Raw genomic sequence first — 18,623 nt, 5'->3', positions numbered from 1 at the left:
CGAGCGGCCGGGGACGGGACTCCGGTCAGCGGCGGCGGCCGGTGAGCGATGCGTGCAGGGAGCGTGCGGAGGCGTCGGTCAGGGCGGCGATCTGGTCGACCAGGACCCGCTTGCGGGCCCTGTCGTCGTGGGCGGTGTGGAACAGCGCCCGGAACTGCGGCTCCAGCCCCTCCGGGGCACGTGCGGTCAGCGCGGCGGCCAGTTCCGCGATGACGATCCGCTGGTCGGCGCGGATGGCCTCCTGCTCGGCGCGCTGCATGACGTACCGGTCGGCGACCGCCTTGAGCACGGCGCATTCGTTGCGTGCCTCGCGGGGGACGACGAGCTCGGCGCCGTACCGGCCGAGTCGGCCCGTCCCGTACGCCAGCCGGGTGCTGCTCTCGGCGGCGAGACAGAACCGGCCGATCAGCTGACTCGTCGCGTCCTTCAGCCGGGCCTGGGCGACGGCGGATCCGTCGTAGCCGTGCGGCCACCAGTCCTGGCCGATGAGCCGGTCCAGAGCGTCGGCCAGCTCCTCGGGATCGGTGTCCGCCGGGACGTAGCGGCCGATGGCGACCGCCCAGATCTCGTTCCGCTCAGGCTCGGCGTAGAGAGAATTGGGGTCGATGTGCCCGGCGTGCAGCCCGTCCTCGAAGTCGTGCACCGAGTACGCGACGTCGTCGGACCAGTCCATGACCTGGGCCTCGAAGCACTTGCGGTCCTTCGGGGCGCCCTGGCGGGCCCACTCGAAGACCGGCAGGTCGTCCTCGTACACCCCGAATTTCGGCGAGCCGGGGTCGAAGGGGTGCCCGCCACGCGGCCACGGATACTTGGTGGCCGCGTCCAGAGCGGCACGGGTCAGGTTGAGTCCGACGCTGACCAGCTCGCCGGTCCGGGTGTCGGGCACGAACCGCTTCGGTTCGAGCCTGGTCAGCAGGCGCAGCGACTGGGCGTTGCCCTCGAAGCCCCCGCAGTCCGACGCGAAGTCGTTGAGCGCCTGCTCCCCGTTGTGTCCGAACGGCGGGTGGCCCAGGTCATGGGCGAGGCAGGCCGTCTCGACCAGATCGGGGTCGCAGCCGAGCGCCGCCCCGAGTTCGCGGCCGACCTGGGCGCATTCCAGGGAGTGCGTGAGCCGGGTCCGCGGGCTGGCGTCCCAGGCGTGGCCGCGGGTACCGGGGGTGACGACCTGGGTCTTCCCGGCGAGCCGGCGCAGCGCGGCGGAGTGCAGCACTCGGGCGCGGTCACGCTGGAATGCGGTACGACCGGGCCGTTTGTCCGGCTCGGTGTCCCAGCGCTCGGCGTCGGCCGCACCGTAGGGGGCCGTGCCGTGGTCCTGCGTTCCCTGTGTGCCCTGCGTACCGTCCATGCCGTCCATGGTTCCGACAGTAAACGGCCACGCCGACAGGAGGGCTCAGGCGGATGCGCGGCGGACGGCTCGGGGAAGGCCCTACTCGGTCGTCGCGACCCCGGCCGCGAACCGCCGGACAGGCCCTGAATCGGGGGCCTGCGCGGCTCTTCGGGTTCCGTTCAGGGAGACGAGGCCGAGCTGGGTGCCGAGCTGTGCGGCGATGCGGGTCAACAGTTGCGCCGTGCTGTCGAGGGGCAGGGACTCATCGGGATGTGCCGGTGCCGACTCCGTCATGGACCGATGGTGCAGGGCCGAGGTTGCCGCACCGTTGCGTGAGGGTGACGGGTGCTTTCCGCGGCCGTATCGAGCGTTCGGGGCCGTGCCGAGAGCGGGGTATCGGTGCCGGGCGGGGCATCGGTATCAGGACGGGTATCGGTATCAGGCCGCGCCGCCGAAGAGCCGCTCGATGACGTGCGCGACCCCGTCCTCCTCGTTGGAGAGCGTGTGCGTCCGTATGGCGGCCAGCACGCTCGGGTGGGCGTTGCCCATCGCGTAGCCGGTGCCGGCCCAGCCGAGGACGGTCAGGTCGTTGGGCATGTCGCCGAAGGCGATGACCTCCGTGGCGTCGATACCCCGCCCGGCGCACAGAATCGAGAGGGTGCCGGCCTTGGTGACGCCGGACGCGCTGATCTCCAGCAGCCCGCGCCCGCCGGAGTGGGTGAGCTGTACCTCGTCGCCCGCCCCTTCCTCGGCCGCGGCCAGCAGGGCGTCCGCGTCGAGCCGGTCCGACCAGGCGAGCAGCTTGGTGACGGGGACGTCGGTCAGCCACAGATCCGCCAGCGACGGTACGGGCAGCTCGGCGTCGATGTCCTCGGAGAGCCGCAGCCGGTAGGCGGGTTCGTACAGGACGTGGTTGCCGGTCTCCAGGGCGAAGCCGACCCCGGGCACGGTGGCGGCGAGCGCGGTGGCCACGCGCCGGGCGGTGGCGAGGGGCAGGGCGCGGGAGGAGACGACGGTGCGCGTCCCGATGTCGTACACCAGCGCCCCGTTGCTGCACACGGCTGTGCCCTCGAGGCCGGCGGCCTCGGCGAGGCGGTCGACGAATCTGGGCGGCCGGGCGGTGACGAGGACGACCTCCGCACCGGCGCTCTCGGCCGTGCGCAGGGCGCGCAGGGTGCGGAGCGAGAGGGTGCCGTCGTTGCGCAGGAGCGTGCCGTCGAGATCTGAGGCGATCAGCCGTGGAAGCAACATTGCCCGATGCTACTGGGCGTCCTTGGGGCGATCGCCGGTCTCAGTCCGCGTCGCACCGGAGCAGCACGCCCGGCCCGTCGGGGGTGAGCACCGGCACCCATGCCTCGTCCATCTCGCCCAACAGGCTCTCGTCCCAGCGCAGTTCGTGGGGCTGGTGGTCCACGCCGTCACAGAGCCGGTATCAATGCGTTCTCCGGGCCGCTCGTTCGGCTGCCGCGTGCCACCACGCCGGGGCAGGCGGGAATCCTGGCCGCGAGGTCGGCTGGTCGGGATGGAGGCCGAGCGGAATCAGCACCGAAGCCCGGACTCGGACGGTGATCCAGCCGTGCCAGTGGCCGTCCGGGCCCGGGCCGCAGGCCAGGTCGACGTGCAGGTCGTCGACGGCGAACGGCATCCAGTCGATGCCTCGCTCCCGCAGTCAACCGCGGACGGCTGCCGCGGGATGCGGTCGGCCCTTCAGATTCTCGTACGCGGCGACGGTCACCCAGTCGTCTGTCCCGGTTCCAGGTCGGTTCATGGCGGACATCATGCCCGAAGTGTCTGCGGCCAGATCGGAAACGGTTACGAAATCAATGAAATCGGGAGATGGAGAACCCTTTCTCCCCGCCGCTCGTCGGATCATGTGGGACAGCACGGCACAGCACAGGGCACGAACAGGGGGACACCCATGCGGGAGAAGCAGCCGGGACGGCTGGGGCGGCTCGGGCGGTTGCGGCCGCGATGGCCGCGGACACGGCGCGGGCAGCGGCGGCTCGCGCAGGGGGTGATGGTCGCCTGTGTGGCGGCGCTGGCGCCCGCGACCTGGATGTACTCCGTGGGCGACGCCCGCGTCAGAACGACCGCGGACGCGCCCGCGCAGCAGGTCGCCGTGGTGTTCGGGGCCGGTCTCTGGGAGGGCAGGCCGTCGCCGTATCTCGCGAACCGGCTGAACGCCGCCGCCGAGCTGTACCGGGACGGGAAGGTCAAGGTCGTACTCGTGACCGGTGACAACAGCCGGAAGGAGTACGACGAGCCGGACGCCATGCGCACGTATCTCAGGGCGCACGGGGTGCCGGACGAGCGGATCGTGAGCGACTTCGCCGGGTTCGACACCTGGGACTCGTGCGTTCGGGCCAAGAAGATCTTCGGCGTCGACCGCGCGGTGCTGGTGAGCCAGGGGTTCCACATCCGGCGGGCGATCGCGCTGTGCCGGACCGCGGGGATCGATGCGTACGGGGTCGGCGTCGACGCCGTACACGATGCGACCTGGTACTACGGCGGGACGCGGGAGATGTTCGCGGCCGGGAAGGCGGCGCTGGATGCCGTGTTCAGGCCCGACCCGCACTTCCTGGGGCCGAAGGAGCCCGGGATCGGAGAGGCCCTGGCTGCGGACGGGCGCTGAGGGCGGGCGACCCCGGGCGGGTGCCGGCTCTACAGAGAAATGACCGGGGCGGTCTCGGCAAAGACCCAGTCGAGGTAGCGGGCGCTGCCCCGTACCACCGGGATCGCGACGATCTCCGGTGTTTCGTAGTCGTGCGCCGCCAGGAGATGGGCCTCCAGTTCGTCGTACCGCTCGGCCGTGGTCTTGAACAGCAGCTGCCACTCCTCGGTGGTCTCGATGGCGTTCTGCCAGCGGTAGACCGAGGTGACGGGCGCGGAGATCTGTACGCAGGCGGCGAGCCGCGCCTCCACCGCGCCCTGCGCCAGGGAATGGGCCTTCTCCTCGCTGTCCGTCGTGGTCATTACGGTCAGCAATACCGGCGTCGTCACCTTCGGGCTCCTCTGCGTTGAAGTGAGTTGTGGTGAGCGGGAGTGAGTCCTGGCGGTGGGTTCGCGGGGTGGGAACAGAGGTTCCGGAGCCGAATGGGTGACCTTGGCGACTGCTGCTCGTTGGACTGGTTGGCAGGTGCCCGGCCTGGCGGGAGGGGGTGATGTGGTGGGTGGTTTGCGGGGGTTGGCCGGGTCCTTCGTGGTGCCCGGGCCTTGCGGGGTGGCGATCCGGGACCGTCTGAAGCACCTCACGCCCCAGGACGAGAGTGTTCTGCGCGCGGTCGGTGAGCATCAGGGGCGTCTGGCTTCGCGTGATCTCAGGGCCCGCTGTGCGGATGGCCTGGAGCACAGCAAGGATACCTGGGCGTCGCGCAAGCGGGACCTGACGCCGCTGTCGTCGTCGCGGATCGCGGGTGCGATCACCAAGGCCACGCACGATCAGTGGGCGCTGGCCCGCCGTTGCCAGGCCGCGCACATGAAGACGCTGGAAGCCGGGATCGGGACGCTGCGGCACCGCCTGTCCCTCCCGATCGGTGAGCCGGGAACGAAGCGGGCCGCAGGCGGCTACCGCTCCAAGGGCGAGTGGTTCCACAAGTCCCGCCGCCTCGCCGCCCTGGAGGCACGGCATGCGGCCGTTGTCGCCGACCGGCAGGCCGGTCGGGTGCGCGTGGTGCGGGGCGGCAAACGCCTCCTCAATACCCGCCACCACCTCGCCCAGGCCCGGCTGACCGAAGCCCAGTGGCGGGAGCGCTGGGAAGCGGAACGCTGGTTCATCGCTGCGGATGGTGAGTCGGGGAAGCGGTTCGGGAACGAGACCATCCGCGTTACCCCGGACGGCGAGGTCAGCATCAAACTGCCTGCCCCGCTCGCGCACCTGGCCAACGCCCGGCACGGCCGGTACACCCTCACCTCGACCGCGGCGTTTGCGCACCGGGGCCAGGAGTGGGCCGACCGCATCACCGCGAACCGGGCTGTCGCCTACCGCATCCACCTCGACACCGACCGCCGCCGCCGCTGGTACCTCACCGCATCCTGGCAACGCCCCGTCGTCCAGACCATCCCCTTGGAGGCCGCCCGAGCCCGGGGCGTGATCGGCGTCGACACCAACGCCGACCACTTCGCCGCCTACCACCTCGACCGGCACGGCAACCCGGTCGGCGACCCGCACCGCTTCCCCTACGACCTGTCCGGCACCGCCGATCACCGCGACGCACAGATCCGCCACGCCCTGACCCGCCTGATCAACTGGGCCAAGCAGGCCGGTGTTGCCGCGATCGCCATCGAAGACCTCGACTTCACCGCCGAGAAAACGCGGGAGAAACACGGCCGCAAGAAGCAGTTCCGGCAGCTGATCTCCGGCATCCCGACCGGCAAACTCAAGGCCCGGCTGGTCTCCATGGCGGCCGAACAGGGCCTGCGCATTGTCGCGGTCGACCCCGCCTACACCTCCCTGTGGGGTGCCCAGCACTGGCAGAAACCACTGGCCACCCCGCACCGCAGAATGTCCCGTCACGATGCCGCCGGCATCGCGATCGGACGACGCGCCCTCGGACACCCGGTACGGCGTCGGACGGCACCGCCCCCACACGACCGGAGCGATCGTGCGGGGCATCGGACCGCCCAGGCCCCACCAGGCAACCGGGGGCGCGAGGGAACCCGCCCACCCGCAACGGACCACGCCCCCAGAGACGTGCCGCCGAACGGGACGAGAAAGCGGCAACCCAGCGCATCCAACACCGTTCGGGATGCGCCCAGAACGCAGCAGTGGGTCCAGGACTCACTCATGCGCACTGGTTAGGAACGGTCGGTTACGGAGTGTCCTTGCTCCCATCGTCGATTGTCGGGGGCGTTGCGGCGCGGCGCAGCGCCTGGTGGTCAGACGCCGTAGGGATGAACGGCCTTGGCGTCGCGCAGCGCGCGCCCCCACCAGACCAGCTGGTCGAGCAGCGTCTTGGCCGCCGCGTCGCAGCCCGTCGGGTCCTTGTGCCTGCCCTCGTCGTCGAACAGAGCGCCCGCGTTGTGGAACGACACCGTTTCCCGGATGCCGACGCTGTGCAGCTCGGCGAAGACCTGCCTCAGATGCTCGACGGCGCGCAGACCTCCGGAGACTCCGCCGTACGAGACGAAGGCGACGGGTTTGGCCTGCCACTCGGCGTGGTGCCAGTCGATGAGGTTCTTCAGCGGGGCCGGGTACGAGTGATTGTACTCGGGGGTGATGACGACGAAGGCATCGGCCTCTGCCAACCTGGGCGAAACGGCCGCCAGTTGGGCCTGCGCATCGGCGTCGGGCCGGTAGGAGAGGGCGATCGGGAGGTCGAGTTCCGCGATGTCGATCAGGTCGGTCCCGATGTCGGGGTGACCGGCGGTGCGCGAGAGGAACCAGTCGGAGACGACGGGGGCGAACCGTCCCTCGCGATTGCTGGCGAGGATGACCGCGACCTTCAGAGGTGCGGTGGAGGCGGTCGTGGACGCGATGGATGAGGATGTTGCGGTGAGGTCCATGCGGAGAGGCTCATGCGTCAACCATGGTTGAGGTCAAGTCCTGTCCGTCGGGGGCCGCCGCCGCGCGCCGCGGCATACGGTGGATCGCATGACGACTCCCCCTCCCGCACCCTTCCCGTACGCCGAGTTCGACGGGCACCCGGCCACCAAGGCGGATCTGCGGATTCCCGCCTTCCTCAACTACGGCCATTTCACGGCCATGCAGGTCAGGGACGGAAAGGTGCGCGGCCTCGCCCTGCATCTGGCCCGGCTGGACTCCGCCAACCAGGAGCTGTTCGAGCGCGGTCTCGACGGGGAGCGGGTCCGCGAGCTGATCCGGCACGCTCTGGACAGTGCCGGGGCACGGGACGCCTCGACCCGGGTATACGGCTTTCCGTCGCCGGGCGGCACGGGGACGACCGTGATGGTCACGGTGCGCGAGCCGGCGCAGAAGTCCGCCGAACCGCACGACCTGATGTCCGTTCCGTACGCCCGGACCGTGCCGCACATCAAACGTCCCGGCGAGTTCGGCCAGACGTACTACGCAAGGCTCGCGGCACGCGCCGGTTTCGACGAGGCTCTGCTGACCATGCCGGACGGCGCGGTGACCGAGGGTTCGATCACCAACATCGGTTTCTGGGACGGCACTTCGGTCGTCTGGCCAGAAGCGCCTTCCCTGCTCGGCATCACCATGGCGCTGCTGGAGCAGGAGCTGCCCGGCGCGGGGCTGGAGTCCGTACGGCGCCCGGTGACACTGGACGGGCTGGCCGCGTTCCGGTCGGCGTTCATCACCAACTCGCAGGGCATCGCGCCGGTCCGGCGCATCGACGACATCGAGTTCACGGTGGACGAGGCGCTGATGAAGCGGATCGGGCAGGCGTACGACGGTGCGCCGTGGGACACGATCTGACGCCTCCTGGCGTCACACCTGCTTGCACGGCGAACTCCACGCCCTGCTGAGGGCGGCGGTCCGAAGGCGCACCGGAGGAAGGGAGCATGGGGGCATGCAGATCCATATCGAAGGCTCGCATCTCCCCGGCCTCACCTGTGGGCCCGACAGCGACTTCCCCGGTGCCCACAACATCCACGTGGGCGTGCAGCGCAAGGACAGACCCGGTGAACTGCTCGACCTGCACCCGGGCGACGCCTCGTCGGCCTCGTGGACCTTGGACTGCACCGCCGCCCCGGCCGAGGACGGTGTCGAGATCAAGGGGCCTTACGTGCAGAACCGGCTGGGCGGGCGCTTCGTCTACCTGTCCTGGGGCACGGTCGACGAGAACGGCGTCTTCACCATGTTCCGGCGGGCCAAGCTGATGCTGGGCGACATCGATCCGGCCGTGCTCGAAGCCGCCGTGCGCTCCGGGCATCTCACCGCGCGACTATCCCTCTCCGACACCAAGGGGCAGCCGCTCTGTGCCCGTGTGCGGCCGCCGACCGTCGAATGGTCCGCCGCCGCTCCGGCCTGAGAGCGTCGCACCGCGGGATGCCACGGCACGGAACCGCCCTCACCGGGCCCAGGGGGATGGGCCCGGTCAGGGCGGCGGCCGGGGGCGGCCTGGTTCACCGTCCCGTGGGGGGTGTCAGACGTGTGCCCGACACCCACAAGGTCATGCATGTGATGTGCGCCACTCTCCTCCTGGGTAGCATCACCCAATCGGCACCGGGCGGTACGGGACCGGCCACCCTCGCTTCGATCACCGCTGTGACCTGCACACATGCAGCTTGGCAAGGATGCCGCGCCGAGCCATTCGGGTGAAAGCTGACTTCATGTCAGCAGGCATGGGTGGCGGACCGCCCGTTAGCTCGAGGTCAGGACACACCCACTCGCGCAGTTGCCGGAGGAACACCCCATGCGTCCTGCCCGCCTAGTGACCGGTACCGCCGCTTCCGCGGTCACCATAGCCACGCTCGGCCTCTTCACCGCCGGGCCGTCCGCGTACGCAGGTGATGCCGGCGCGCTGCGGGCCGGCTCGGCTGCCGCACCGCGGACCAATGGCGCCCCGGAGGCGCAGACCGACGAGGACGGGCCGGACAACCCCTCCGGGTCCCGAAACAACACCCCCTTCGGCCTCAGCAACCCTTCCGGCCTCAATGTCCCCTCGTTGCTCGACTCCGTCGGCGGGCTCGACGCCCTCTCAGGGCTCCGCAGCCCTTCCGGGGACGAGGGCTCGGCAAGGCACGACAGCTCGTCGTCCGGGCGCGACAACCAGTCGGGACGCGACAACTCGTCCGGTCGCGACAACTCCTCGTCCGGGCGCGACAACCAGTCCGGACGCGACAACTCGTCCGGTCGCGACAACCAGTCCGGACGCGACAACCAGTCCGGAGGCAACAACTCATCCGGGCGTGACAACCAGTCCGGACGCGACAACTCCTCGTCCGGGCGTGACGGATCGTCCGTACCCAATGCCCCCAGCGGGCATGTCAGAACAGGCGTCGGCGGCAGCGTCCGGCCCGACACCACCCAGATCGCGGCGGGCGCCGGCGTACTCGCCACGGCCGCCGTCGGCGGAGCCTGGCTCCTGCGTCGCCGGGCGAGCGGCACGCAAGGAACCGGCTGACGGAGACGGATTCACGTCTCCGTACCGCCCGGTCTCCGTCCCGGTGGCCGCGCGCCACCGGGACGGGACCGTCCCCATTTCGTCATTCGGAGGACGACCGTGTCCCAGAAAGCCAAGAGCTGGCTGCTGGTCGTCGCCGCGCTGGCCGGTATCTGGCTGATCCGTCACGGCGCCGGTGCCGAGCTGATCCCGCCCCAGCCGACCGCCGCCCAGGCGTTCGCGGGCGGCCCTCAGCTGCAGCCGGGCTCTCCGGTCGCCGAACCGCTGAAACCCTCGGCGCCCCTACGCATCCGGATCCCGAGCATCCGGGTGGACGCACCGATGATGCGACTGGGACTCGGGACCGGCGGCAGTCTCGATGTGCCGCCGGCCGGGAACCGTAACGTCGTCGGCTGGTACCGCGACGGCACTCCGCCCGGCTCCAAGGGCAGCGCGATCGTCGCCGGTCATGTCGACAACGCACAGGGGCCGTCGGTCTTCTACAACCTGGGCACCCTGCAGAAGGGCAGCACGGTCGAGGTGGTCCGCCAGGACGGGCGTACCGCCGTCTTCTCACTCGACGCGATCGAGGTCTACGAGAGCAAGAACTTCCCCGACAAGCGGGTGTACGGCGCCTCGCCCTACGCCTCGCTGCGGCTGATCACCTGCGGCGGCGGATTCTCGAAGACGACGGGCTACCAGGGCAATGTGGTGGCGTACGCACACCTCACCGAGGTGCGGTGAACCCGCCCGGACGCCCGTCGTTCATGCCGTCCACTGATCGAACGCCAACTTGGCGACCAGCGAGAACACCACGACCAGCAGTACCCCGCGGACGAACTCGCTGCCCTTCCTCAGCGCCATCCGCGCCCCGATCAGCCCACCCGCCAGGTTGAACACGGCCATCAGCGCGGCCAGTTGCCACATCACGCTGCCCTGGTAGGCGAACATCGCCAGCGCCCCGCCGTTGGTGCAGACGTTGACGATCTTGGCGGTGGCGGACGCCGTCACCAGATCGAGGTGGAGCACCGCGGTCAGCGCCAGCACCAGGAACGTTCCGGTGCCGGGGCCGAACAGCCCGTCGTAGAGCCCGATGCCGCCGCCGACCAGCACGATCGCGGTGACGGTGCGCGCCCGGGTGACCTCGCGCCGCGTACCGTCGTCCGTCGCCCTGCCGAACGAGGGCCGCAGCATCACGAACGCCGCGACTGCCAGCAGCACAACCATGATGACCGGGCGCAGCACCTCGCTGCTGATCCCGGCAGCGAAGAACGCACCGGTCATCGATCCGGCCAGTGCCGCGAGCCCGATCCGCAGGGCCGTCCCGACCTTCACCGGTGCCTTGCGTACGTACGTCACGGCGGCGCCCGACGTACCGGCGATCGCGATCGCCTTGTTCGTGCCGAGGACGTGTGCGGCCGGGACGTGCGGAAGGCCCAGCAGCAGGGCGGGCAGCAGTAGCAGTCCGCCGCCGCCGACCACCGCGTCGATCCAGCCGGCCGCGGCTGCGGCGAGGCAGAGGACGATCAGAGTGGTGAGTGCTATGTCGGGCATGGTCGCGACCATAAGGAGGCGATACGTGCCCCGTCCAACTGTTTCGGCCGGATCGCAGAAAAGTTGAGCCAACTCTGAGGTTCCCGGCTTCCGGACCCGCCCTGGCCCTCGCGAGCCCGGCGGAATCCGGACGGGCCCGGCCCGTCCGGCCGGCTCGCCGCGGTCGTACGCTCTGGTCCATGAGCCAGGGCTGGAACGCGAGCGACATCCCCGATCAGAACGGCCGTACGGCCGTGATCACCGGAGCCAACAGCGGCATCGGACTGATCACGGCGCGGGAGCTGGCCCGGCACGGCGCGCGGGTGCTGCTCGCCTGCCGTGACGAGACGCGCGGCAAGGAGGCCGAGTCCCGCATCCGGACGGCCGTGACCGGCGCGGACGTGGAGTTCGTACCGCTCGATCTGGGCGATCTGGATTCCGTACGCACGTTCGCCGCGGCCCACGCGCCCGACCGGATCGATCTGCTGATCAACAACGCGGGCGTGATGGCCCTTCCGTACGGGAAGACAGCCGACGGCTTCGAGAGGCAGTTCGGCGTCAACCACCTCGGGCACTTCGCGCTCACCGGACTGCTGCTCCCGAAGCTCCTCAACACCCACGGGGCGCGCGTGGTGAGCGTCTCCAGCGGCATGCATGCCCTTTCCAATATCGACATCGGGGATCTCAACAGCGAGCGGAACTACGGCCGTTGGATCGCCTACGGCCGCTCGAAGACCGCCAATCTGCTCTTCATCCACGAGCTGGCGCGGCGGCTGTCGGCAGCCGGTTGTGAGGTGGTGGCCGCCGCGGCGCACCCCGGTTACGCGGCGACCAATCTGCAGACGGCGGGCGTCCGGATGGAGAACCGCAAGGCGGCGGAACGGGTGGTCGAGCTCGGCAACCGGATCATCGCCCAGCCCGCGTCGTCCGGTGCACTGCCCACCCTGTACGCGGCCACCGCGCCCGGCGTGCGCCCCGACTCGTTCACCGGGCCGAGGCTGCTGGGCTGGCGCGGTGCGCCCGCTCCATCCTGGCGGGCGGGCTGGACGCTGAACGATGTGGCGAGCGAACGGCTCTGGGCGGCGTCCGAGCAGCTCACGGGGGTGGCGTATCCGGGCCTGACATCCTGAGGGCCGCTCCCCGCCCCCTCATCGACGGGCTCAGCCCTGCCGGCCCTCGACGGCGGAGGGCTCCATCCACATGACCTCCCAGATGTGGTGGTTCGGGTCCTGGAAGGAACGGCCGTACATGAAGCCGTAGTCGATCGGATCGTTGGCGGGCGATCCCCCGGAGGCGAGGGCGGTGTCGACCAGCTCGTCCACCTTCTCGCGGCTCTCGGCGCTCAGGGCGAGGATCACCTCGGTGGACTTCGAGGCGTCGGCGATCTCCTTCTTGGTGAACTCCTTGAATCGGGGCTCCTTGAGGAGCATGGCGAAGATGGTGTCGCTGATGACGAGGCATGCGGTGTTCTCGTCGCTGAACTGCGGGTTGAACGAGAAGCCGAGCTTGCCGAAGAAGCTCTTGGTCGTCTCGAGGTCCTTGACCGGCAGGTTCACGAAGATCATCTGAGGCATGGCCGTTTCGCTCTCTCTGTTGTTCGAACGTTTTACGACAGGTAGACGGCTGGGCTGTGCAGAACTCATCGTTCCCGCGAAGAAAACTTTGGCCCTCCGGTGTCAGGACATGGCGAGCGGCGCGCCGCCCCGGAGCAGCGATCCGCCCAGCGGGGTCAGCGTGTGCAGGACCGAGCTGCCGTGCCGCAGGGTGTGGATCAGGCCGGCCTCGCGCAGCACACAGGCGTGCTGGCTCGCCGAGGCGAGGGAGACTCCCGCCCGGCGGGCGAGTTCGCTGGTCGTGCAGCCGTTGCCGATGGCCCGCAGGATCGTCGAGCGGGTATTGCCGAGGAGTCTGCCGAGCCAGGGCCCCGGTTCGGCGAAGACCGGGGCACGGGAGTGGGTGACCGGGTAGACGAGGACCGGCGGGAGCTGCGGGTCGCGGTAGACGACCGGGGTGACGCGGCAGAAGTAGGACGGCTGGAGCAATAACCCCCGCCCGTCCAGATGGAGTTCGCGGTCGACCGGGTAGTCCGCCTCCAGCACGGGGGCCCGCCAGCGAATCATGGGCGGGAGTGAGGCGAGCAGCTCTTGTGCCCCGCCGTCCAGGAGGGCGCGGCCACGGACGGCGCGGTCGGCCTCGACGCTGGCCTGGATGTGCGGCCAGTACGGTTCGATCGCGGCGCGGTGGTAACCACGCAGGGCGCCTATGAGCCGGCCGAGCAACTCGGCGTGCCCGTCCGGGGTGCGGCCCACCTCGCGGCGTTCGGCCGCCAGCAGGGCGAGTTCGGTGCGGATCCGCCGGGGCGGGGTGTCGCGCAGCGCTTCAATTCCGACGTCGATGCCGTACGGCTCACCACCTTCCTGAGAAGGCGTCAGAAAGTCCGGGAAATAGCCGCGCGGTGGAATCACGGCGGCCAGCAGGCGTACTTCACCATTCAACCGGGGCCGGGTTTCCGTACGCCATTTCCCGAACACCGTGGAACCGCGCCGGTCCCTCAGCCGATGGAAACTCAGAATGGTTTCCCACAGCGCATCCGGCCGGGTGGCCATCCGCACCTTGGAAAGGTCCACTCCGGACATATGGATACGCAGCACCGAACCCCCATCTGTTGCACCTGCAATTACCCCCACCCAAGGGTATGTGATCCGTAACAGCACGTCACCACGGGGTTTCGGCCAGAGGTGAAACGTCTCGCCTCCTCATGCCGCCTCCCGAAAAGCTGTACGACGTCGGGTACGAATCCGGAGCCACCGGAAGCACGAGTGAAGGCCGTGGGGGGTTTTGCTCGTTCGGCGACGGTCGGCGACGGTGCGGCTCCGTACCCGACGGGGGTAAGCCGGGTGCGGCCCACGGATGGGGATCCGTGGGCCGCACCCCGGTCCGCTCTCGGCCCATGTCTTTGCGTATTGAACGAACTTTGCGTATTGAACAAAGAAAAGGCACAACGTCGAACAACCATTTTGCCCAGAACAAAACGAAGCGGCGGCATCCCTGCACAGGGTGCCGCCGCCTCTGGGAGTTCCGGAGTTGCCGTCGAGTCGGTGAGGGTACGGGTGAGCCGACGGCAGCTCCGGGGTCAGGGGGTGTGGTGTCGGATCAGCGGCTGTCGCTGCCCTTCGAGTCCGCCGCCGCACGGCCCGCCTCCAGGCGGGCGACGGGGATACGGAACGGGGAGCAGGACACGTAGTCCAGGCCCACCTCGTGGAAGAAGTGCACCGACTCCGGGTCGCCGCCGTGCTCGCCGCAGACGCCGAGCTTCAGGTCCGGGCGGGTGGCCCGGCCGGCCGCGACCGCGCTGCGGACCAGCGAACCGACGCCGTCCTTGTCGATCGTCTCGAACGGCGACACCCCGAAGATGCCCTTCTCCAGGTACGCGGTGAAGAACGAGGCCTCCACGTCGTCACGGGAGAAGCCCCACACCGTCTGGGTCAGGTCGTTCGTGCCGAAGGAGAAGAACTGTGCGGCCTCGGCGATCTGACCGGCGGTCAGCGCGGCGCGGGGCAACTCGATCATCGTGCCGATGGTCAGCTTCAGCTCGGTGCCGGTGGCCGCCTCGACCTCGGCGATGACCTGGTCGGCCTCCTCGCGGACGATCTCCAGCTCCTGGACCGTGCCGACGAGCGGAATCATGATCTCGGCGCGCGGGTCGCCCTTGGCGTTCTTGCGCATCGCCGCGGCCTCGGCGATCGCCCGCACCTGCATGGCGAACAGGCCGGGGATGACGAGACCGAGACGGACCCCGCGCAGACCGAGCATCGGGTTCTGCTCGTGCAGCTTGTGCACGGCCTGGAGCAGACGCAGGTCGTTCTCGTTGGCGTCCTTGCGGGACTCGGCGAGCGCGACCCGTACCGAGAGCTCGGTGATGTCGGGCAGGAACTCGTGCAGCGGCGGGTCGAGCAGCCGGACGGTGACGGGCAGTCCGTCCATCGCCTCGAACAGCTCGATGAAGTCGGCCTTCTGGAGCGGAAGCAGCTCGTCCAGCGCGGTCTCGCGCTCGGTGTCGGTGTCCGCGAGGATCAGCTTCTCGACCATCTCGCGGCGCTCGCCGAGGAACATGTGCTCGGTACGGCACAGGCCGATGCCCTGAGCACCGAAGCGGCGGGCGCGCAGCGCGTCCTCGGCGTTGTCGGCGTTGGCCCGCACCCGCAGCCGACGCACCCGGTCCGCGTACGCCATGATCCGGTGCACGGCGGCGACCAGCTCGTCGGCGTCGTCGGCGCCCGCGTGCATCCGGCCCTCGAAGTACTCGACGACCGGGGACGGCACGACGGGGACCTCACCGAGGTACACCTTGCCGGTGGAGCCGTCCACCGAGACGGTGTCGCCCTCCTCGACGACGGTCCCGCCGACGGTCAGCCGACGCCGCTTGGTGTCGACCTCGATCTCCTCGGCGCCGCAGACACACGTCTTGCCCATGCCGCGGGCGACGACGGCGGCGTGCGAGGTCTTGCCGCCGCGGGAGGTCAGGATGCCCTCGGCGGCGATCATGCCGTCGAGGTCGTCGGGGTTGGTCTCCCGGCGGATCAGGATGACCTTCTCGCCGGAGCGGGACCACTTGACGGCGGTGTACGAGTCGAAGACCGCCTTGCCGACCGCGGCACCCGGCGACGCGGCGATGCCACGGCCGAGCAGCTGCGTCCTGGCGTCCTCGTCGAAGCGCGGGAACATCAGCTGCGCCAGCTGCGCCCCGGTGACCCGCTGGAGCGCCTCGGCCTCGTCGATGAGCCCCTGGTCGACCAGCTGCGTGGCGATCCGGAAGGCGGCACCGGCGGTGCGCTTGCCGACCCGGGTCTGGAGCATCCACAGCTGGCCGCGCTCGATGGTGAACTCGATGTCGCACAGGTCCTTGTAGTGCGTCTCGAGGGTTTCCATGATCTGCATCAGCTGGTCGTACGACTTCTTGTCGATCGACTCCAGCTCGGCGAGCGGCACGGTGTTACGGATGCCGGCGACGACATCCTCGCCCTGCGCGTTCTGCAGGTAGTCGCCGTAGACGCCCTGGTGGCCGCTGGCAGGGTCGCGGGTGAACGCGACACCCGTACCGGAGTCGGGACCGAGGTTGCCGAAGACCATCGAGCAGATGTTGACGGCCGTACCGAGGTCGCCGGGGATGCGCTCCTGGCGGCGGTAGAGCTTGGCCCGGTCGGTGTTCCACGAGTCGAAGACGGCCTTTATGGCCAGGTCCATCTGCTCGCGCGGGTCCTGCGGGAAGTCACGTCCGGCGTCCCGCGAGACGATCTTCTTGAACTGCTTGACCAGCTTCTTCAGGTCGGCCGCGTCGAGATCCACATCGACCGTGACGCCCTTGGCCTCCTTCGCGGCCTCCAGCGCCTCCTCGAAGAGGTCGCCGTCGACACCGAGGACGGTCTTGCCGAACATCTGGATGAGGCGGCGGTAGGAGTCCCACGCGAACCGCTCGTCGCCGGCCTGGGTGGTGAGACCGACCACGGACTCGTCGGAGAGGCCGATGTTGAGGACCGTGTCCATCATGCCGGGCATCGAGAACTTCGCGCCGGAGCGGACCGAGACCAGGAGCGGGTCGTCCGCCTGGCCGAGCTTCTTGCCCATCCGCGCCTCAAGGGCGTCGAGATGCGCGCTGACCTCGTCGCGCAGCTTCGCCGGCTCCTCGCCACTGTCGAGGTAGACCTTGCACGCCTCGGTGGTGATGGTGAAGCCCGGAGGGACGGGGAGCCCGAGATTGGTCATCTCGGCGAGGTTGGCACCCTTCCCGCCGAGCAGGTCCTTCAGATCCTTGTTGCCCTCGGTGAAGTCATAGACGAACTTCTCGCCCTGGGGCTCCCGGGATTCCGGGGTGGATACGTGGGGATCTTTGTTTTCCGACACGGGTCTCGACTCCTCGAGGACGCGGTGGCTGCCCTGACGGCGAGGAACATACCCAGATCGAAGGTGTCTGGGTACGTCCACTTGCGCGTCATGAGGCCTCAACCACCCGTCCGCCAGCAGATCGAAAGTGCCATGCCCTATCCCTCGATCGAAGGACGTCTTCACTTCTTGAATGAATAAGCACTCAGTGCGACTGGAATCCCTCAAGTCGACCACGCAGCGCAGTGGAAGCGTCGATCGATCAAAGTGAAGCCAGCTGGCACCCAGTGCCACCATTTGAGAAGTGCAGCTCCCAAATTGACGCTCATATGAGCGACATGGTTCTCAGGGTGGCGAGAATCACTCTACGATCGGCGCTCAGATGTCACCATCCGGACGGGCGCGAGGGGGCTGATGGTCACCCTTTGATCATCAAGATGCAGCCGACCGTGAGCGGATTCGACGCACGATGCCCCCCGCGGGCGCATTAGGGCTCACCCTTGGCCGAATATCGCCGAATCTGGCTCGATGTAGCGCTCAGATGAGCGAGGTAAATCAAGAGGCACGCGGTGCCTGTGATGCCGCGTGCCTCTTGAAGGGCCCCGAAGGGCCGGGGGCGCTCTGGAGAGCCCCCGTCGGACCCCGGTCAGACCCCGGGAGCGCTCTCAGCCGCCCGAGGTGTCCAGCTCCGCGTCGGCGCTCACGCCCGCGCAGTCGTACGGGTCCTTCAGCCAGCCGTCCGGCAGGACCACGCGGTTGTTGCCCGAGGTGCGCCCGCGCGGCCCGTCCGCGCCGTCCGGCCACGGCTGGTCCAGGTCCAGCTCCTGCAGCTGACCGCCCAGCTCGTCCAGCGACGAGGTGACCGCCAGCTTCTTTCGCATCTCGGAGCCGACCGAGAAGCCCTTGAGGTACCAGGCGACATGCTTGCGGAAGTCGATCACGCCACGGGTCTCGTCACCGATCCACTCCCCCAGCAGCGTCGCGTGCCTCAGCATGACGGTGGCGACCTCCCGGAGCGCCGGCGCCCGCCTCGTCTCCGTACCCTCGAACGCGCTCACCAGGTCACCGAAGAGCCAAGGGCGGCCCAGGCAGCCCCGGCCCACGACCACGCCGTCGCAGCCGGTCTCACGCATCATCCGGCGGGCGTCGTCCGCACACCAGATGTCGCCGTTGCCGAGGACCGGGATCTCCGGGACGTGCTCCTTGAGGCGGGCGATGGCTTCCCAGTCCGCGGTGCCGCCGTAGTGCTGCGCGGCCGTCCTGCCGTGCAGGGCGACGGCCGTGACGCCCTCCTCCACCGCGATCCGGCCCGCGTCGAGGTAAGTGATGTGGTCGTCGTCGATGCCCTTGCGCATCTTGATGGTGACCGGCAGATCGCCCGCGTTGGAGACCGCCTGGTTGAGAATCGCGCGCAGCAGTGGCCGCTTGTACGGGAGCGCCGAGCCGCCGCCCTTGCGGGTCACCTTGGGGACCGGGCAGCCGAAGTTCAGGTCGATGTGGTCGGCGAGGTTCTCGTCGACGATCATGCGGACGGCCTTGCCGACGGTGACCGGGTCCACTCCGTACAGCTGGATCGAGCGCGGGGTCTCGCTCGCGTCGAAGTGGATGAGCTGCATGGTCTTCTCATTGCGCTCGACCAGCGCCCGCGTGGTGATCATCTCGCTGACGAACAGCCCCTTGCCGCCGGAGAACTCCCGGCACAGGGTGCGGAACGGGGCGTTGGTGATGCCGGCCATGGGGGCGAGCACCACCGGCGGCTGCACCGCGTGGGGGCCGATCCGGAGCAGCGGGAGCGAAGGGGCGAGCGTGGTCATTGCTCCATTGTCGCGTACGGCACGGAGTGGCCCGTCGGCAGAGTTCGT

The 18,623-nt window shown here is 69.4% G+C and carries 19 protein-coding genes; 7 read left to right on the top strand and 12 right to left on the bottom strand.

From position 1 onward, the window contains the following. Positions 1–25: 25 nt before the first annotated feature. The 5 genes from OG609_RS28055 to OG609_RS28035 all read right to left on the bottom strand — a co-directional run bounded on the left by OG609_RS28055 (position 26) and on the right by OG609_RS28035 (position 2,972). Complete coding sequence (locus OG609_RS28055; protein ID WP_327278210.1) at positions 26–1,345, bottom strand: deoxyguanosinetriphosphate triphosphohydrolase; 1,320 nt, start codon at positions 1,343–1,345, stop codon at positions 26–28. Positions 1,346–1,426: 81 nt separating this feature from the next. After that, the gene (locus tag OG609_RS28050; protein WP_385655992.1) at positions 1,427–1,621 is read right to left on the bottom strand and encodes a hypothetical protein; all 195 of its coding nucleotides are present in this window, start codon (positions 1,619–1,621) and stop codon (positions 1,427–1,429) included. Between the two features lie 144 nt (positions 1,622–1,765). Continuing rightward, a complete protein-coding gene (locus tag OG609_RS28045) occupies positions 1,766–2,563 on the bottom strand; it encodes a Cof-type HAD-IIB family hydrolase (protein ID WP_327278209.1) in 798 nt (265 codons plus the stop codon). A 55-nt stretch (positions 2,564–2,618) separates the two neighbouring features. Further along, positions 2,619–2,741 carry a DUF6210 family protein gene (locus OG609_RS28040; protein WP_327275363.1) on the bottom strand — a complete coding sequence of 41 codons (123 nt, stop codon included), beginning with the start codon at positions 2,739–2,741 and terminating at the stop codon, positions 2,619–2,621. Positions 2,742–2,759: 18 nt separating this feature from the next. Next, positions 2,760–2,972, bottom strand: coding sequence for a hypothetical protein (locus OG609_RS28035; RefSeq protein ID WP_327275362.1), 213 nt, complete (start codon positions 2,970–2,972; stop codon positions 2,760–2,762). 273 nt (positions 2,973–3,245) lie between these two features. Here OG609_RS28035 and OG609_RS28030 point away from each other — a divergent pair, with 273 nt between their 5' ends. Further along, entirely contained in the window at positions 3,246–3,959 is a 714-nt protein-coding gene (locus tag OG609_RS28030; RefSeq protein WP_327275361.1) for a SanA/YdcF family protein, read from the top strand. 29 nt (positions 3,960–3,988) lie between these two features. On the opposite strand, the gene cutA is transcribed toward OG609_RS28030, so the two are convergent. Continuing rightward, the gene (cutA, locus tag OG609_RS28025; RefSeq protein WP_327278208.1) at positions 3,989–4,300 is read right to left on the bottom strand and encodes a divalent-cation tolerance protein CutA; all 312 of its coding nucleotides are present in this window, start codon (positions 4,298–4,300) and stop codon (positions 3,989–3,991) included. 193 nt (positions 4,301–4,493) lie between these two features. On the opposite strand from cutA, the gene OG609_RS28020 reads away from it, so the two are divergent. After that, the gene (locus tag OG609_RS28020) at positions 4,494–6,125 is read left to right on the top strand and encodes an IS200/IS605 family accessory protein TnpB-related protein (RefSeq protein WP_327275360.1); all 1,632 of its coding nucleotides are present in this window, start codon (positions 4,494–4,496) and stop codon (positions 6,123–6,125) included. Between the two features lie 77 nt (positions 6,126–6,202). Here the strand turns inward: OG609_RS28020 and OG609_RS28015 are convergent, their stop codons facing one another. Beyond that, positions 6,203–6,829, bottom strand: a complete 627-nt coding sequence (locus OG609_RS28015; protein WP_327275359.1) for an NADPH-dependent FMN reductase — start codon at positions 6,827–6,829, stop codon at positions 6,203–6,205. 88 nt (positions 6,830–6,917) lie between these two features. Between OG609_RS28015 and OG609_RS28010 the strand changes: the two genes are divergently transcribed. The 4 genes from OG609_RS28010 to OG609_RS27995 all read left to right on the top strand — a co-directional run bounded on the left by OG609_RS28010 (position 6,918) and on the right by OG609_RS27995 (position 10,092). Beyond that, complete coding sequence (locus OG609_RS28010) at positions 6,918–7,718, top strand: aminotransferase class IV family protein (RefSeq protein ID WP_327275358.1); 801 nt, start codon at positions 6,918–6,920, stop codon at positions 7,716–7,718. Between the two features lie 94 nt (positions 7,719–7,812). Beyond that, a complete protein-coding gene (locus tag OG609_RS28005; protein ID WP_327275357.1) occupies positions 7,813–8,274 on the top strand; it encodes a DUF5990 family protein in 462 nt (153 codons plus the stop codon). A 384-nt stretch (positions 8,275–8,658) separates the two neighbouring features. Continuing rightward, entirely contained in the window at positions 8,659–9,369 is a 711-nt protein-coding gene (locus OG609_RS28000; RefSeq protein WP_327275356.1) for a hypothetical protein, read from the top strand. A 99-nt stretch (positions 9,370–9,468) separates the two neighbouring features. Beyond that, positions 9,469–10,092, top strand: a complete 624-nt coding sequence (locus OG609_RS27995) for a class F sortase (protein WP_327275355.1) — start codon at positions 9,469–9,471, stop codon at positions 10,090–10,092. Between the two features lie 21 nt (positions 10,093–10,113). Here OG609_RS27995 and OG609_RS27990 read toward each other — a convergent pair whose 3' ends face one another. Next, the gene (locus OG609_RS27990) at positions 10,114–10,902 is read right to left on the bottom strand and encodes a sulfite exporter TauE/SafE family protein (protein ID WP_327275354.1); all 789 of its coding nucleotides are present in this window, start codon (positions 10,900–10,902) and stop codon (positions 10,114–10,116) included. A gap of 179 nt (positions 10,903–11,081) precedes the next feature. Here OG609_RS27990 and OG609_RS27985 point away from each other — a divergent pair, with 179 nt between their 5' ends. Next, a complete protein-coding gene (locus OG609_RS27985) occupies positions 11,082–12,011 on the top strand; it encodes an oxidoreductase (protein WP_327275353.1) in 930 nt (309 codons plus the stop codon). A gap of 30 nt (positions 12,012–12,041) precedes the next feature. On the opposite strand, the gene OG609_RS27980 is transcribed toward OG609_RS27985, so the two are convergent. The 4 genes from OG609_RS27980 to dusB form a co-directional block, all read right to left on the bottom strand. Then, positions 12,042–12,455 (bottom strand): VOC family protein, encoded by a 414-nt coding sequence (locus tag OG609_RS27980; RefSeq protein ID WP_327275352.1) that lies wholly within the window; start codon positions 12,453–12,455, stop codon positions 12,042–12,044. A gap of 102 nt (positions 12,456–12,557) precedes the next feature. Further along, the gene (locus tag OG609_RS27975; RefSeq protein ID WP_327275351.1) at positions 12,558–13,532 is read right to left on the bottom strand and encodes an ArsR/SmtB family transcription factor; all 975 of its coding nucleotides are present in this window, start codon (positions 13,530–13,532) and stop codon (positions 12,558–12,560) included. A gap of 502 nt (positions 13,533–14,034) precedes the next feature. Further along, entirely contained in the window at positions 14,035–16,782 is a 2,748-nt protein-coding gene (gene ppdK, locus OG609_RS27970) for a pyruvate, phosphate dikinase (RefSeq protein ID WP_327275350.1), read from the bottom strand. A 644-nt stretch (positions 16,783–17,426) separates the two neighbouring features. Beyond that, positions 17,427–18,575 (bottom strand): tRNA dihydrouridine synthase DusB, encoded by a 1,149-nt coding sequence (dusB, locus tag OG609_RS27965; protein ID WP_327275349.1) that lies wholly within the window; start codon positions 18,573–18,575, stop codon positions 17,427–17,429. Positions 18,576–18,623 lie beyond the last annotated feature (48 nt).

Source organism: Streptomyces sp. NBC_01224 (genome assembly GCF_036002945.1).
GTDB lineage: Bacteria > Actinomycetota > Actinomycetes > Streptomycetales > Streptomycetaceae > Streptomyces.
The sequence above is the reverse complement of the archived record's forward strand: the minus strand, read 5'-3'. Positions and strand labels throughout refer to the sequence as shown.

Bases quoted from the DNA above. Each gene is read 5' to 3' on its own strand.
- cutA (WP_327278208.1), bottom strand. From the start codon at position 4,300: ATGACCACGACGGACAGCGAGGAGAAGGCCCATTCCCTGGCGCAGGGC.
- OG609_RS28010 (WP_327275358.1), top strand. From the start codon at position 6,918: ATGACGACTCCCCCTCCCGCACCCTTCCCGTACGCCGAGTTCGACGGG.
- OG609_RS27985 (WP_327275353.1), top strand. From the start codon at position 11,082: ATGAGCCAGGGCTGGAACGCGAGCGACATCCCCGATCAGAACGGCCGT.
- OG609_RS28055 (WP_327278210.1), bottom strand. From the start codon at position 1,345: ATGGACGGTACGCAGGGCACACAGGGAACGCAGGACCACGGCACGGCC.
- OG609_RS28000 (WP_327275356.1), top strand. From the start codon at position 8,659: ATGCGTCCTGCCCGCCTAGTGACCGGTACCGCCGCTTCCGCGGTCACC.
- dusB (WP_327275349.1), bottom strand. From the start codon at position 18,575: ATGACCACGCTCGCCCCTTCGCTCCCGCTGCTCCGGATCGGCCCCCAC.
- OG609_RS28015 (WP_327275359.1), bottom strand. From the start codon at position 6,829: ATGGACCTCACCGCAACATCCTCATCCATCGCGTCCACGACCGCCTCC.
- OG609_RS27990 (WP_327275354.1), bottom strand. From the start codon at position 10,902: ATGCCCGACATAGCACTCACCACTCTGATCGTCCTCTGCCTCGCCGCA.
- OG609_RS27980 (WP_327275352.1), bottom strand. From the start codon at position 12,455: ATGCCTCAGATGATCTTCGTGAACCTGCCGGTCAAGGACCTCGAGACG.
- OG609_RS28030 (WP_327275361.1), top strand. From the start codon at position 3,246: ATGCGGGAGAAGCAGCCGGGACGGCTGGGGCGGCTCGGGCGGTTGCGG.
- OG609_RS28005 (WP_327275357.1), top strand. From the start codon at position 7,813: ATGCAGATCCATATCGAAGGCTCGCATCTCCCCGGCCTCACCTGTGGG.
- OG609_RS28050 (WP_385655992.1), bottom strand. From the start codon at position 1,621: ATGACGGAGTCGGCACCGGCACATCCCGATGAGTCCCTGCCCCTCGAC.
- OG609_RS28035 (WP_327275362.1), bottom strand. From the start codon at position 2,972: ATGCCGTTCGCCGTCGACGACCTGCACGTCGACCTGGCCTGCGGCCCG.